General features: G+C 71.7%; 13 protein-coding genes. 5 read left to right on the top strand and 8 right to left on the bottom strand.

Annotated features, from left to right (window positions below):
- Positions 1-13: 13 nt before the first annotated feature.
- Genes AB0D94_RS32175 through AB0D94_RS32140 form a run of 8 tightly spaced genes read right to left on the bottom strand, consistent with a single transcriptional unit; the run spans position 14 to position 6,645 of the window.
- On the bottom strand, positions 14-2,017 hold the full coding sequence (locus tag AB0D94_RS32175) for an NADH-quinone oxidoreductase subunit L (protein ID WP_362059303.1): 2,004 nt from the start codon (positions 2,015-2,017) through the stop codon (positions 14-16).
- The gene (nuoK, locus tag AB0D94_RS32170; protein WP_362059300.1) at positions 2,014-2,388 is read right to left on the bottom strand and encodes an NADH-quinone oxidoreductase subunit NuoK; all 375 of its coding nucleotides are present in this window, start codon (positions 2,386-2,388) and stop codon (positions 2,014-2,016) included. Before nuoK ends, AB0D94_RS32175 begins: the two co-directional genes overlap by 4 nt.
- Positions 2,388-2,975 carry an NADH-quinone oxidoreductase subunit J gene (locus tag AB0D94_RS32165; protein WP_362059353.1) on the bottom strand — a complete coding sequence of 196 codons (588 nt, stop codon included), beginning with the start codon at positions 2,973-2,975 and terminating at the stop codon, positions 2,388-2,390. The genes nuoK and AB0D94_RS32165 overlap by 1 nt, the downstream gene beginning before the upstream one ends.
- Before the next feature lie 14 nt (positions 2,976-2,989).
- Positions 2,990-3,571 carry an NADH-quinone oxidoreductase subunit I gene (locus AB0D94_RS32160; protein WP_362059350.1) on the bottom strand — a complete coding sequence of 194 codons (582 nt, stop codon included), beginning with the start codon at positions 3,569-3,571 and terminating at the stop codon, positions 2,990-2,992.
- A complete protein-coding gene (locus AB0D94_RS32155; protein ID WP_362059297.1) occupies positions 3,568-4,536 on the bottom strand; it encodes a complex I subunit 1 family protein in 969 nt (322 codons plus the stop codon). Before AB0D94_RS32155 ends, AB0D94_RS32160 begins: the two co-directional genes overlap by 4 nt.
- A complete protein-coding gene (locus AB0D94_RS32150) occupies positions 4,533-5,663 on the bottom strand; it encodes an NADH-quinone oxidoreductase subunit C (protein ID WP_362059294.1) in 1,131 nt (376 codons plus the stop codon). Before AB0D94_RS32150 ends, AB0D94_RS32155 begins: the two co-directional genes overlap by 4 nt.
- The gene (locus AB0D94_RS32145) at positions 5,660-6,247 is read right to left on the bottom strand and encodes an NADH-quinone oxidoreductase subunit B (RefSeq protein WP_266934913.1); all 588 of its coding nucleotides are present in this window, start codon (positions 6,245-6,247) and stop codon (positions 5,660-5,662) included. The genes AB0D94_RS32150 and AB0D94_RS32145 overlap by 4 nt, the downstream gene beginning before the upstream one ends.
- Positions 6,238-6,645: an NADH-quinone oxidoreductase subunit A gene (locus tag AB0D94_RS32140; RefSeq protein ID WP_031145989.1), complete on the bottom strand. Its 408-nt coding sequence runs from the start codon at positions 6,643-6,645 to the stop codon at positions 6,238-6,240. The genes AB0D94_RS32145 and AB0D94_RS32140 overlap by 10 nt, the downstream gene beginning before the upstream one ends.
- Positions 6,646-6,792: 147 nt before the next feature.
- Here AB0D94_RS32140 and AB0D94_RS32135 point away from each other — a divergent pair, with 147 nt between their 5' ends.
- The 5 genes from AB0D94_RS32135 to AB0D94_RS32115 all read left to right on the top strand — a co-directional run bounded on the left by AB0D94_RS32135 (position 6,793) and on the right by AB0D94_RS32115 (position 13,780).
- Positions 6,793-7,962, top strand: coding sequence for a sensor domain-containing protein (locus AB0D94_RS32135; RefSeq protein ID WP_362059289.1), 1,170 nt, complete (start codon positions 6,793-6,795; stop codon positions 7,960-7,962).
- A 353-nt stretch (positions 7,963-8,315) separates the two neighbouring features.
- Positions 8,316-9,629: a sensor domain-containing protein gene (locus tag AB0D94_RS32130; protein ID WP_362059286.1), complete on the top strand. Its 1,314-nt coding sequence runs from the start codon at positions 8,316-8,318 to the stop codon at positions 9,627-9,629.
- A 319-nt stretch (positions 9,630-9,948) separates the two neighbouring features.
- On the top strand, positions 9,949-10,608 hold the full coding sequence (locus AB0D94_RS32125; RefSeq protein ID WP_323181818.1) for a response regulator transcription factor: 660 nt from the start codon (positions 9,949-9,951) through the stop codon (positions 10,606-10,608).
- A 156-nt stretch (positions 10,609-10,764) separates the two neighbouring features.
- Positions 10,765-12,708, top strand: coding sequence for a 2-oxoacid:acceptor oxidoreductase subunit alpha (locus tag AB0D94_RS32120; RefSeq protein ID WP_362059283.1), 1,944 nt, complete (start codon positions 10,765-10,767; stop codon positions 12,706-12,708).
- Positions 12,701-13,780 (top strand): 2-oxoacid:ferredoxin oxidoreductase subunit beta, encoded by a 1,080-nt coding sequence (locus tag AB0D94_RS32115; protein ID WP_362059280.1) that lies wholly within the window; start codon positions 12,701-12,703, stop codon positions 13,778-13,780. The genes AB0D94_RS32120 and AB0D94_RS32115 overlap by 8 nt, the downstream gene beginning before the upstream one ends.
- Positions 13,781-13,953 lie beyond the last annotated feature (173 nt).

The raw sequence follows: 13,953 nt of genomic DNA, 5'->3' as shown, positions 1-13,953 counted from the left end.
GCTGACTCACGGCTCACGATCCGGCGTTGACGTTGGCGAGGACGGCGGTGGCGATCGCCAGGACCACGGCGCCGGCGAGCAGGGCGCTCAGGTAGCTCTGTACGTTGCCGGTCTGGGCGCGGCGTACGAGGGTGCCGAGCAGCCGGGGGCCGAGGCCCGCGCCGCTGACGTAGGCGTCCACGACCTCGCGGTCGAGGAAGCGGACGAGGCCGGCGGCCGCGCGGACGGGGCGGACGAAGAGCCGGTCGTAGACGGCGTCGAGGTGGAAGCCGTCGGCCGCGTGGCGGTGCAGCGGGCCGAGCAGCGCCTTGCCGGGGTCGGGGGCGGTGCCGGCGGGGACGGCGGGGTGGTCGTGGGTGACCTCGGCGACCTCGGGGGTCTCGGCGGCCGATTCGGCGGCGGCGACCGATACGGGGACGCCGGCTCCGCCCCGGGCTCCGGCCGCGCTCCTGGCGACGGCGCCCTGCCAGAGGCCGTAGGTCAGCAGGACGCCGATGAGGGCGGCGCCGGTGCCGAGGGCGGAGGTGGTCAGGGTCGGGGTGAGCTGTCCGCCGTCGAACCAGTCGGCGAGGGGGACGGCGGCGAGGCCGAAGGCGATCGACGGGATCGCCAGCAGCCACAGCACGCCGGTCATGGCGAGCGGCTCCTTGCCGTGGTCGGGGGCGGGGGCGCCCCGGCCGCGGAAGGCCATCAGCCACAGGCGGGCGGCGTAGGCGGCGGTGAGCAGCGCGGTCAGCAGGCCGGCGATCAGCACCAGCCAGCCGGCCGTGGCGGGTGCCTGGTCGGAGTGTCCGGTGGCGGCGAGTTCGGCGGCGACGAGGACGGCTTCCTTGGAGAAGAAGCCGGCGAAGGGCGGGATGGCGGCGAGCGCGAGGAGCGCGATCGTCATCGTCCAGAAGGCGTCGGGGATGCGCTTGGCCAGGCCGTCCATGCGGGACATGGCGGCCAGGGAGTTCGTACCGGCGGCGTGGATGATCACGCCCGCGCCGAGGAACAGCAGCGCCTTGAAGGCGCCGTGGGACAGGAGGTGGAAGACGGCCGCGCCGCGGTCGGTGACGGCCAGGGCTCCGGTCATGTAGCCGAGCTGGCCGATCGTGGAGTAGGCGAGCACGCGCTTGATGTCGTCCTGGGCCAGGGCGGCGAGGCCGGAGCCGATCATCGTGACGGCCGCCATGACGGCCATGACCACCAGTGCGGCCTGCGAGGCCGCGAAGACCGGGAGGAGGCGGGCGATGAAGTAGACACCGGCGGCGACCATCGTCGCGGCGTGGATCAGCGCGGAGACCGGGGTGGGGCCGGCCATGGCGTCGGGGAGCCAGGTGTGCAGCGGGAACTGCGCGGACTTGCCCGCCACGCCGGCGAGCAGGAGCAGCGCGATCAGCGTCGGGTGGTCGAGCCCGCCCTTTTCGACGGTGTCCAGGATCTTGGTGATCCGGAAGGAGCCGGCGTCGGTGGCGAGCGCGAACAGGCCGATCAGGAAGGGGACGTCACCGAGCTTGGTGACGAGGAAGGCCTTCAGGGAGGCGGAGCGGGCCGCTTCGGTCTCCCAGTAGTGGCCGACGAGGAAGTACGAGCAGATGCCCATGATCTCCCAGCCGACCAGCAGCACCATCAGGTCGCCGGAGTAGACGACGAGCAGCATGGCGGAGGTGAAGAGGGAGATCAGAGCCGCGTACGAGGGGTAGCGCGGGTCCTCGCGGAGGTACGCCGTCGAGTAGAGCTGTACGCAGGTGGCGACGAGCCCGACCAGGACGGCGACCAGCACGGCGAAGCCGTCCAGGTGGAGGGAGAGCTCGATCGGCACCGAGCCGGTCGGGGTCAGCTCGGTCGCGGTGTCGATGTCCTTGCCGCCGCCCTGGCGGAAGGCGACGAGCACGGCGAGTACGGCGGCGGCCAGCGTCGGCAGGATGGCGAGCGGCCGGACGAAGCCGGGGGAGGTGCGGCCGAGGAGCAGTCCGGCCACCGCGCCCAGGAAGGGGAGGAGGGGGACGAGGACGGCGAGGGTCGGGGTGGTCACGCGGCGGCCTCGCTCTGCGTGTTCGGCGTGTTCGGGCTGTTCGGCGTGGTGGAGGCGGGCTCGTGGCCCTCGGCGGTGTCGCGGAGCCGGTCGACGTCCGAGGTGCCCCGGTTGCGGTACACCATCAGCACGATCGCGAGGCCGATGCCGATTTCGGCGGCGGCGATGGCGATGGTGAAGAGGGTGAGGGCCTGGCCCGCGTGGAGGGTGTCGCGCAGCCAGACGTCGAAGGCGACCAGGTTGAGGTTGACGGCGTTGAGCATCAGCTCGACGGACATCAGGACCAGGATGGCGTTGCGGCGGGCGAGCACTCCGTACAGGCCCGTGCAGAAGAGGAGCGCCGCGAGCACGGCGGGGTAGGCGAGGTGCATCAGCGCTGCCCCTTGTCACGGGCTTCGGCGGGAGAGTCGGAGTCGGCCGGTCCGGTCCTGCGGGACAGCACGATGGCGCCGATCAGGGCGGCCAGGAGGAGGACGGAGAGCGCCTCGAAGGGCAGCACCCAGTGCTGGAAGAGGATCTCGCCGGAGACCTTCGTGGAGCCCTGGACGGGACCGTCGAGGTCGATCCAGGTGGTGCGGAAGGCGTCGACGACGACCCAGACCAGCGCGGCGGCGGCGGTCACGGCGACGCCGAGCGCGACCCAGCGGTTGCCGGAGTCCGCGTCCGGGGAGCGGCCGATGGGGGCCTTGGTGAGCATGAGCCCGAAGAGGAGGAGGACGACCACGGATCCGAGGTAGATCAGGACCTGGACCCAGGCGATGAACTCCGCGGTCAGCAGCAGGTACTCGACGGCGATGCCGCCGAGCGCGACGACCAGCCAGAGGGCGGCGTGCACCAGTTGCCTCGTGGTGACGGTGACGAGCGCCGCGCCGAGGGTGGCGAGGCCGACGAGGACGAAGGCGACCTCGACGCCCGTCGGGGAGAGGAAGCCGGGCCCGGTGGTGGCGGCTGCGGCCAGGGTGGCGGCGGGGGTCACGCGTCTGCCTCCGGGGTCGCGGTGGTCTCGGCCGCGGCTGCGGCTGCCGCGGCAGCGGCGGCTTCGGCCTTCTCCACTGCCTTGCGGGCGGCGGCGACTTCCTTGGGTTCCTCGGCGGCGGGGTCCAGGGCGGGCGGCGCCGGGACGGTCCACATCCACTCGCGGAGCTTGTCGCGCTCGTGCGTCAGGTCGTGGATGTCGGTCTCCGCGTACTCGAACTCCGGCGACCAGAAGAGGGCGTCGAAGGGGCACACCTCGATGCAGATCCCGCAGTACATGCAGAGGGAGAAGTCGATGGCGAACCGGTCGAGGACGTTGCGGCTGCGCTCGCGGCCACCGGGGGTGGACGCGGGGACCGTCTCCTTGTGGGAGTCGATGTAGATGCACCAGTCGGGGCACTCGCGGGCGCACAGCATGCAGACCGTGCAGTTCTCCTCGAACAGGCCGATGACCCCGCGGGAGCGGGGCGGGAGTTCGGGCTGGACCTCGGGGTACTGGGCGGTGTGCGAGCGCTTCGTCATCGTGCGCAGCGTGACCGCCAGGCCCTTGGCGAGGCCGGATCCGGGGATGGGCATCAGTTGATCGCCACCTTCACGATGCCGGTGAGCGCGATCTGGGCGAGCGCGAGCGGGATGAGTACGGTCCAGGCGAGCTTCTGGAGCTGGTCCTCGCGCAGGCGCGGGTAGCTCACGCGGAGCCAGATCACCACGAAGGCGAGGACCGCGGTCTTGAGCAGGGTCCAGACCCAGCCGAGGCCGTCGGCTCCGAGGGGCCCGTGCCAGCCGCCGAGGAACAGGACGGTGGTGAGGGCGCAGAGGACGACGATGCCCGCGTACTCGGCGAGGAGGAACAGCGCGAAGCGCAGGCCCGTGTACTCGGTGTACGCGCCGAAGATGATCTCGGAGTCGGCGACGGGCATGTCGAAGGGGGGCCGCTGGAGTTCGGCGAGGCCCGCGGTGAAGAAGACGAGCGCGCCGACGATCTGCCAGGGCAGCCACCACCACTGGTAGGCCTCGACGATGCCGGGGAGGGAGACCGTCCCGGCGGCCATGGCCACGGAGGCCGCGGCGAGGAGCATGGGGAGCTCGTAGGCGAGCAGCTGGGCGGCGGTGCGCAGGCCGCCGAGCAGCGAGAACTTGTTGGCGGAGGCCCAGCCGGCCATCAGCGAGCCGAGTACTCCGACGCCCATGACGGCGAGTACGAAGAACAGCCCGGCGTCGATGACCTGCCCGACCGCGCCCTCGCCGGGGCCGATGGGGACGGCGACGAGGACGAGGAGGTACGGGAGCAGGGCGACGGCGGGCGCGAGCTGGAAGATCCGCCGGTCGGCGTTGGCCGGGACGATGTCTTCCTTCTGCGCGAACTTCACGCCGTCGGCGACGAGCTGGGCCCAGCCGTGGAAGCCGCCGGCGTACATGGGGCCGAGGCGGCCCTGCATGTGGGCCATCACCTTGTGCTCGGTCTGCCCGACGACGAGCGGGAGCACGAGGAAGACAGCGAAGACGATGAGCAGCCGCAGGGCGACGTCGAGGACCTCGTTCACGCGTCGCCTCCGTTGTCGCGGGTGGTCTCGGACTCGGCCGTGGTCGCCTCCGGCGCGGGCTCGGGCTCCGGCTTCGCCGTCGGCTTGGCCTCGGGCGCGGGCTCCGCCCCGGGTGCGGGCTCGGGCTTAGCCACGGGTGCGGGCTCCGGCTCGGCCGCGGGTGCGGGCTTCGTCTGCGGCTCGTCGAAGGCCGGCTTCGGGTCGTGCCAGGGCGCGTCGGAGCTGCGCGGGGCGGGGCGGGCCGGGGCCTGCGGCTCCGCCGCCGGGGTCTGGCTCGTGGAACCTTCGCCCGCGGTCCGGGTACGGCGCACCGGGCGGGCCGGGGCTTCGGCCTCCGGGCTCGCCGCGGCCTCCGGGACGGCCTGACCGGCCGAGCCCTCCGACACCGAGCGGGTACGGCGCACCGGGCGGGCCGGGGCCTCGGTGTCCGGGGTCGGCGTGCCCTCCGTCGCCGCCGGGCGGGGGCGGCGGGCCGGGGCGCCCTCGCGCGCGGCACCGGCGGCACCGGCCGCGCGCGGGGTGCGGGCCGGGCGGGCCGGGGCCGGCGGCAGCTGGCCCTTCATCGGGCCCCAGTCGTTGGGGTCCGGTACGCCCGGCGGAAGCATCTGGCGGCGCTTGGGCGCGTCCGGGTCGTGGGCCTCGCCCGGCTCCTTGGCACCCGGCCAGGCCTTGGCGACGCGCGCGGCCAGGACGAAGTCCTTGCGCAGCGGGTGTCCCTCGAAGTTCTCCGGAAGGAGGAGGTGGACGAGGTGCGGGTGGTCGGTGAAGACGACCCCGAACATCTCGTACGTCTCGCGCTCGTGCCATTCGGCCCCCGCGTAGACCGCGACCGCGGACGGCAGGGAGGGGGCCGCGTGCGGGACGGTCGTACGGAGCAGCAGCCGGCGGACGCGGTGGTTCTCCAGCGAGACGACGTGCGCGCAGATCCGGAAGCCGGTGCCCGGCTCGTCCACGGCGCTCAGCCAGTCGAAGTAGGTGCAGCCGAGCTTGTCCCGGGCGATCTCCAGGGCGGAGATCCAGGAGCCGACGGGCACGTCCACCGTCAGGACGTCGTACGCGTACGAGCCGACGGCCTCTTCGCCGAATACCGTCGGCGCCGCGTCGGGCAGGGAGTCGTAGAGGTTCACGCACCGCTCCCGGGGGCCGGCGGAGGCGTGACCAGGCCGCTGGTCAGCTGGGACACGGACGGATCCGTCGCGTAGCGGTCCGCGAGCGACTCTCGGGCGATCTTCTCCTGGAGCTTGAGGATGCCCTGGAGGAGCGCTTCCGGCCGGGGCGGGCAGCCGGGTACGTAGACGTCGACCGGGATGATCTGGTCGACGCCCTTCGTCACCGAGTACGAGTCCCAGTAGGGGCCGCCGCAGTTGGAGCAGGCGCCGAAGGAGATGACGTACTTCGGCTCCGGCATCTGCTCGTAGAGCCGCTTCACGGCGGGGGCCATCTTGTCCGTGACCGTGCCCGAAACGATCATCAGGTCGGCCTGGCGCGGCCCCGGCGCGAAGGGGATGACGCCGAGGCGGATGAAGTCGTGGCGGGCCATCGACGCGGCGATGAACTCGATCGCGCAGCAGGCGAGTCCGAAGTTGAAGACCCACAGGCTGTACCGGCGGCCCCAGTTCAGGACCACCTTCATCGGTTCCGGGGCGAGGCGGGAGAGCACTCCCAGACGCTTGGGCTCCGGGAGCATCACGGGCTCCGGTGTCACGTCCATTCGAGGACGCCCTTCTTGTACGCATAGAGCAGGCCGACGGCCAGGAAGCCCAGGAAGATGAACATCTCCACCAGCGTCGTGGCGCCGTAACCGGCGGCGGCGAACACCGTCGCCCACGGGAACAGGAAGATCGAGTCGACGGCGAAGATGACGTAGAGGAAGGCGTAGACGTAGTAGCGGACCTGGGTGTGCGCCCAGCCCTCGCCCACCGGGTCCACGCCGCATTCGTACGTCAGCAGCTTCTCGGGGGTCGGCACCACGGGGCGCAGCAGCCGGCCGGCGCCGAAGGCCACCGCCACGAAGAGCACACCGAGAACGGCCAGCAGGCCGACGACCGAATAGCTCCGGAAATAGTCGGCCGCGAGCACGGTTACGGTCGATACCGTTGGGTCGGACACGTCCGTTCCTCGCTCCTTGGCCACTGTCGACGATCTGTTACGCACGGGAGTCTAGGGCCTGCCTCACACGGGGTGGGGTTATCCCCCGTTCACAGCACCCCGGCCACCCCATGGCATCCGCGCGTCGCAGTTGACAGGCTGTGGCGCATGACCACGAGCCATGACATCCCCGACGAGGACCGACCTCCCCCGGTGCGCGCCGCCTTCAGCGCCGCGACCTGGAAGGAGATCGCCCATCTGCTGACCAACCTGCCGATGGCGATCGTCGGATTCGTGTACGCGGTTGTCATGGTTTCCACCGCGGGCGGTCTGTCGGTGACCGCAATCGGTCTTCCGCTGCTCGCTTGCGGTCTTTTCGGGTCTCGGCAGCTGGGACGGCTGGAGCGGGCGCGGGCCCGGGCGCTGCTGGGCGTACGGGTGGACGAGCCGACCCCGATTCCCGGTCCACGGCGGTCCGGAGGGTTCTTCCCCTGGCTGTGGACCAGCATCAAGGACCCCGTCGGCTGGCGGAACGTGCTGTACGACCTGATCCGGCTGCCGTGGGGCGTCCTGACCTTCAGTATCGCGCTGACCGGGCTCTTCGTGCTGTGGCCCGTCCTGCCGTACGTGGCGCGCGGCCTGACCAGCGTGGACCGCGCGATGGTACGGGCCCTGCTGTCGCCCTCGGACGAGCTGGAGCGGCGGATCGCCGAGCTGGAGTCCGACCGGGGCGTGGTGGTCGACACCGCGGCCGCCGACCTGCGGCGCATCGAGCGGGACCTGCACGACGGGGCGCAGGCCCGGCTGGTGGCGCTGGCCATGGGTCTGGGCCTGGCGAAGGAGAAGCTGCTGGAGGACCCGGAGGGCGCGGCGGCGATGGTCGACGAGGCGCACGGGGAAGTGAAGCTGGCCCTCCAGGAGCTACGGGACCTCGCGCGGGGCATCCACCCCGCGGTGCTGACGGACCGCGGCCTGGACGCGGCGCTGTCGTCGGTGGCTTCGCGGTGCGTCGTGCCGGTGAAGGTGTCGGTGGATCTTCCGGCCCGGCCCGCGGAGGCGATCGAGGGGATCGCGTACTTCGTGGTGTCGGAGCTGCTGCAGAACGTGAGCAAGCACGCGCGGGCGCGGGGCGCGAGCGTCGAGGTGTGGCGGTCGGGGGCGCGACTGCTGATCCGGGTCTCGGACGACGGCCGGGGTGGCGCGCGGCTGTCCGGCGGGACGGGGATGGCCGGGCTCGCGGAGCGGCTGGGGGCGGTGGACGGGGTGTTCGTCCTGGACTCCCCGGAGGGGGAGGGGACGGTGGTGACGGCGGAGCTGCCGTGGCGCGGCCGCGGGTAGCTGGGCTGGGTGGCTTTGCCCTGCGGGGCGGCCTTGCCCTGCGGGGCGGGTTCGGTGTGGCTGAGCGGGGCCTTCGTCCAGGTGGGCGGGGGTCCCGCTCGTGCGTCCGGGTGCGGCTCGGCCTCCCGGGGCTCCGCCCCGGACCCCGCGCCTCAAACGCCGGCGGGGCTGGGATGGTCAAACGCCGGCGGGGCTGGAATTGGGCTCGGCGGGGCTGGGGCGGGTGGCTCGGCGGGGCTGGGGTGGGTGGGGTTAACCCCCCGGTCGAGAGGCCCACTCGCTGCATGGTTCGGGCGGGTGGGGGGCGGCAGGGTGGAGGGGTGGAGAGAAGACGGGAAGGGCGGGTCGGGGCCATGGACGACGGTGTGGGCGCGGGTTCGGGATTCGGGGCGGTGCTGCGTGCGCCCATCGCCGGGCGGACGTGGCGGGAGCTCGGATATCTGCTGGTCGGGCTGCCACTCAGCACGCTGTACTTCTCGCTCGCAGTCACCGGCGTGAGCCTCGGCGCCGGTCTGCTCGTCACCTTCCTCGGGATCCCGGTGCTGGCGGGCGTGCTCGCCATGTGCCGGGGGTTCGGGCACCTGGAGCGGGCCCGGGTGCGGGCCCTGCTCGGCACCCGCATCGCCGATCCCGCGCCGGTCCGGGCCCGCAAGGGCGGGGCCCTGGCCGCCATGGGGGCGCTGCTCAAGAGCGGGAGCGCCTGGCGGCACGTCCTGTACTCCGTGATCCACTTCCCGTGGGCGGTGTTCGGCTTCTGCGTGGCGCTGACGTTCTGGGCGACGGGCTGGTCCCTCGTGCTGTACCCGGCCTGGTTCTGGGTCTTCCCCGCCTTCACCGACCAGCCCGGTCTGCAGCTCTTCCAGAACGGCGACTACTCCTACTTCCTCGACTCGCCCGTCGAGATCGCCCTGACCTTCCTGGTCGGGCTGGCCTTCACCCTCGCCACCCCGTGGGTGCTGCGGGCCCTGACCGCCGTGGACCGGCTGCTGGTCGGCGGGCTGCTCGGTCCGTCCCGCCTGGACAGCCGCGTCAGCGAGCTGGAGTCCGACCGGGGGGTGGTCGTGGACACGGCCGCCGCCGACCTGCGGCGCATCGAGCGGGACCTGCACGACGGGGCGCAGGCCCGGCTGGCGGCCCTCGCCATGGACCTGGGCCTGGCGAGGGAGAAGCTGGCCGAGGACCCGCGGGTCGCGGCCCGGATGGTGGACGAGGCCCACGGTGAGGTGAAGATCGCCCTCCAGGAGCTGCGCGACCTGGCCCGCGGGATCCACCCGGCGGTGCTGACCGACCGCGGCCTGGACGCCGCCCTGTCCTCGGTGGCCTCGCGGTGCGCCGTGCCGGTACGGGTGGCCGTGGACCTGCCGTCCCGCCCCGCGGCCTCGATCGAGGGGATCGCGTACTTCACCGTCTCTGAGCTGTTGCAGAACGTCAGCAAGCACGCCTCGGCCCGGTCGGCCTCGGTGGACGTGTGGAAGTCCGGGGAGCGGCTGCTGATCCAGGTGGCCGACGACGGCCGGGGCGGGGCGGGCGCGGGCGGCGGTGCCGGGGCCGGGACGGGGCTGGCGGGGCTGACCGAGCGGCTGGACGCCGTCGACGGGGTGCTGGTCGTGGATTCCCCGGCCGGTGGCCCGACCACCGTCACCGCCGAGCTCCCCTGGCGACCGTAGGACCGGATTGGCCTGGCCCGGACTGGACTGGCCCCGCCCGCCGCGGCCCAGGGTGAGGGCCAGGCGCGGCCTCGCCCCGGCCCAGGGTCAGGGTCAGGGCCAGGGCCAGGGCCAGGCGCAGCCCCGGCCCCGCGGCGCCCGGGCCCTGCGCGGCACCCGCCCAGCCGCGCCCCGCCCGGCCCGGGGCTGAAAACTCCCGCCGCACGCCCACTCGTTGTTCCAGCTCTGCCTGGATCCGGCCTTGAGGCTGGGATGCTTGGCTGGGTAACGGAGTGCGGGAACGAGTGGACGCGGGAGCTGCTGAGTCGTGGAAGACAGGGTGCGGGTGGTCATCGCCGAGGATTCAGTGCTGCTGCGTGAGGGCCTGACCCGGTTGCTGACCGACCGGGGGCATGACGTCGTCGCCGGCGTCGGGGACGCGGAAGCCCTGATCAAGACGGTGGCGGAGCTGGCGGCCGAGGACGCGCTGCCGGACGTGGTGGTGGCCGACGTGCGGATGCCGCCGACGCACACCGACGAGGGCGTACGGGCCGCCGTACGGCTGCGGCGGGAGCATCCCGGGATAGGGGTGCTGGTCCTTTCGCAGTACGTGGAGGAGCAGTACGCCACCGAACTCCTGGCCGGTTCGAGCACCGGGGTGGGGTATCTGCTCAAGGACCGGGTCGCCGACGTGCGGGAATTCCTGGACGCCGTGGTCCGCGTGGCCCGGGGCGGTACCGCGCTGGACCCCGAGGTCGTCGCCCAGCTGCTCGGCCGCAGCCGGAAGCAGGACGTGCTGGCGGGTCTGACCCCGCGCGAGCGCGAGGTACTGGGGCTGATGGCCGAAGGGCGTACGAATTCCGCCGTGGCGAAGGCGCTGGTGGTGAGCGACGGGGCGGTGGAGAAGCACGTCAGCAACATCTTCATGAAGCTCGGCCTCTCGCCCAGTGACGGGGATCACCGGCGTGTTCTGGCCGTTCTCACTTACCTGAAATCTTGATCGACTGACACTCTGTCAGACATGGCACATGGCATACCGGTCGGATCGTCTCAATGGGCGGTCCGACGGTCCAGAATGTGGTCGCCCTCTTGGACCTGATCGCTACGGACGTAGGGTGGGTCTTGGGGAACCACGCCTCGAAGGAGGTCCAGTTCAGTGACCAGCCAGGTCAGTAGCCCAGCCGAGCAGGCCGATGGGGCCGGCGGTGCGGTTGTCGGTGGACAGCGCACCCCCACGGATCCCAGCGGCAAGGAAGTCCGCCGTCTCGACCGTGTGATCATCCGCTTCGCGGGTGACTCGGGTGACGGTATGCAGCTCACCGGTGACCGGTTCACGTCGGAGACGGCGTCTTTCGGCAATGACCTGTCGACGCTGCCGAACTTCCCCGCCGAGATCCGGGCGCCCGCCGGGACCCTGCCGGGCGTCTCCTCGTTCCAGCTGCACTTCGCCGACCACGACATCCTCACTCCGGGCGACGCCCCGAACGTGCTGGTGGCGATGAATCCGGCGGCGCTGAAGGCGAACATCGGGGACGTGCCGCGCGGCGCGGAGATCATCGTCAATACCGATGAGTTCACCAAGCGTCCGATGGCCAAGGTCGGGTACGAGACCTCGCCGCTGGAAGACGGCTCCCTCGACGCCTACAACCTGCACCCGGTGCCGCTGACCACGCTGACGGTGGAGGCCCTGAAGGACTTCGGGCTGTCCCGCAAGGAGGCCGAGCGCAGCAAGAACATGTTCGCGCTGGGTCTGCTGTCGTGGATGTACCACCGGCCGACGGAGGGTACGGAGTCCTTCCTGCGGCAGAAGTTCGCGAAGAAGCCGCAGATCGCGGAGGCGAACGTCGCCGCGTTCCGGGCGGGCTGGAACTTCGGGGAGACGACGGAGGACTTCGCGGTCTCCTACGAGGTCGCGCCCGCGAGCAAGGCCTTCCCCACCGGCACGTACCGCAACATCTCGGGGAACCTGGCACTCGCCTACGGCCTGATCGCGGCCGGTCAGCAGGCTGACCTGCCGCTCTACCTGGGCTCGTACCCGATCACCCCGGCCTCCGACATCCTGCACGAGCTCTCCCGGCACAAGAATTTCGGCGTACGGACCTTCCAGGCCGAGGACGAGATCGCGGGGATCGGCGCGGCGCTGGGAGCGGCGTTCGGCGGGGCACTGGGCGTGACGACCACCTCGGGGCCGGGCGTGGCCCTGAAGTCGGAGACCATCGGTCTGGCGGTGTCGCTGGAGCTTCCGCTGCTGATCGTGGACATCCAGCGCGGCGGCCCCTCCACCGGCCTGCCGACCAAGACGGAGCAGGCGGACCTGCTCCAGGCCATGTACGGGCGCAACGGCGAGGCCCCGGTCCCGATCGTCGCCCCCTGCACCCCGGCGGACTGCTTCGACGCGGCGCTGGAGGCGGCCCGGATCGCGCTGACCTACCGGACCCCGGTGTTCCTGCTCTCCGACGGGTACCTCGCCAACGGCTCCGAGCCGTGGCGGATCCCCGAGGTCACCGACCTGCCGGACCTGAAGGTCCAGTTCGCCACCGCCCCCAACCACACGCTGGCCGACGGCAGCGAGGCGTTCTGGCCCTACAAGCGCGATCCGGAGACCCTGGCCCGCCCCTGGGCCGTGCCGGGCACCCCGGGCCTGGAGCACCGCATCGGCGGCATCGAGAAGCAGGACGGCACCGGGAACATCTCCTACGACCCCGCGAACCACGACTTCATGGTCCGCACCCGCCAGGCCAAGATCGACAACATCGCGGTGCCGGACCTGGTGGTGGACGACCCGGACGGGGCCCGCACCCTGGTCATCGGCTGGGGCTCCACCTACGGCCCCATCACCGCCGCGGTCCGCCGCCTGCGGGGCACCGGCCGGCCCATCGCCCAGGCCCACCTGCGCCACCTCAACCCCTTCCCCGGGAATCTCGCAGAGGTCCTGAAGCGTTACGACAAGGTAGTGGTGCCGGAGATGAACCTCGGGCAGCTCGCCGGCCTGCTCCGGGCGAAGTACCTGGTCGACGCCCAGTCGTACAACCAGGTCAACGGAATGCCGTTCAAGGCCGAGCAGCTCGCCAAGGTCCTCGAGGAGGCCATCAATGACTGAGGTGACGGACGCCCCCACCGGCCACCGGGACCTGCTGTCGCTGGTCCCCAAGGCCGAGGCGAAGCAGTCCATGAAGGACTTCAAGTCCGACCAGGAAGTCCGCTGGTGCCCCGGTTGCGGCGACTACGCCGTCCTCGCCGCCGTGCAGGGCTTCATGCCCGAGCTCGGGCTGGCGAAGGAGAACATCGTCTTCGTCTCCGGGATCGGCTGCTCCTCCCGCTTCCCGTACTACATGAACACCTACGGGATGCACTCCATCCACGGCCGTGCCCCGGCCATCGCCACCGGCCTGGCCACCTCCCGCCGCGACCTGTCCGTCTGGGTCGTCACCGGCGACGGCGACGCGCTGTCCATCGGCGGGAACCACCTGATCCACGCCCTGCGCCGCAACGTCAACCTCAAGATCCTGCTGTTCAACAACCGGATCTACGGCCTGACCAAGGGGCAGTACTCCCCCACCTCGGAACTCGGCAAGATCACCAAGTCCACGCCGATGGGTTCCCTGGACGCCCCCTTCAACCCGGTGTCCCTGGCCATCGGTGCCGAGGCCTCCTTCGTCGCCCGCACGATCGACTCCGACCGCAAGCACCTCACCGAGGTCCTGCGCCAGGCCGCCGACCACCAGGGCACCGCCCTCGTGGAGATCTACCAGAACTGCAACATCTTCAACGACGGCGCCTTCGAGGCCCTCAAGGACAAGGACCAGGCCCTCGAAGCGGTGATCCGCCTCGAACACGGGCAGCCCATCCGCTTCGGCGCCGACAACGCCAAGGGCGTCGTCCGCAACCCCTCGACCGGAGACCTGGAAGTCGTCACGGTGACCCCCGAGAACGAGGCGCGCGTCCTCGTCCACGACGCGGGCGTCGCCAGCCCCACCAACGCCTTCGCGCTCTCCCGCCTCGCCGACCCCGACACCCTGCACCAGACCCCCATCGGGGTCTTCCGCAGCTTCGAGCGGCCCGTCTACGACACCCTCATGGCCGACCAGCTCGACACGGCGATCGACCGCCACGGCAAGGGCGACCTCACCGCCCTCCTCCACGGGAACGACACCTGGACCGTCGTCGGCTGACGGGCAGGACAGAGCGGTGCGTGAAGCCCGGATCCCCCACGGGATCCGGGCTTCACGCGTACCCGGCGCCGCGAGCCCCGGCCCGGCCCGGCCGGTTACGGGATCCGCTGGAGGCCGGCCACACAAGCCCTGGAAGATGTCATGAGTATCTCCACCTGACGGGCATGACATCC

Source organism: Streptomyces sp. NPDC048255 (assembly GCF_040652415.1).
In the GTDB taxonomy this organism is placed as follows: domain Bacteria; phylum Actinomycetota; class Actinomycetes; order Streptomycetales; family Streptomycetaceae; genus Streptomyces.
The sequence above is the reverse complement of the archived record's forward strand: the minus strand, read 5'-3'. Positions and strand labels throughout refer to the sequence as shown.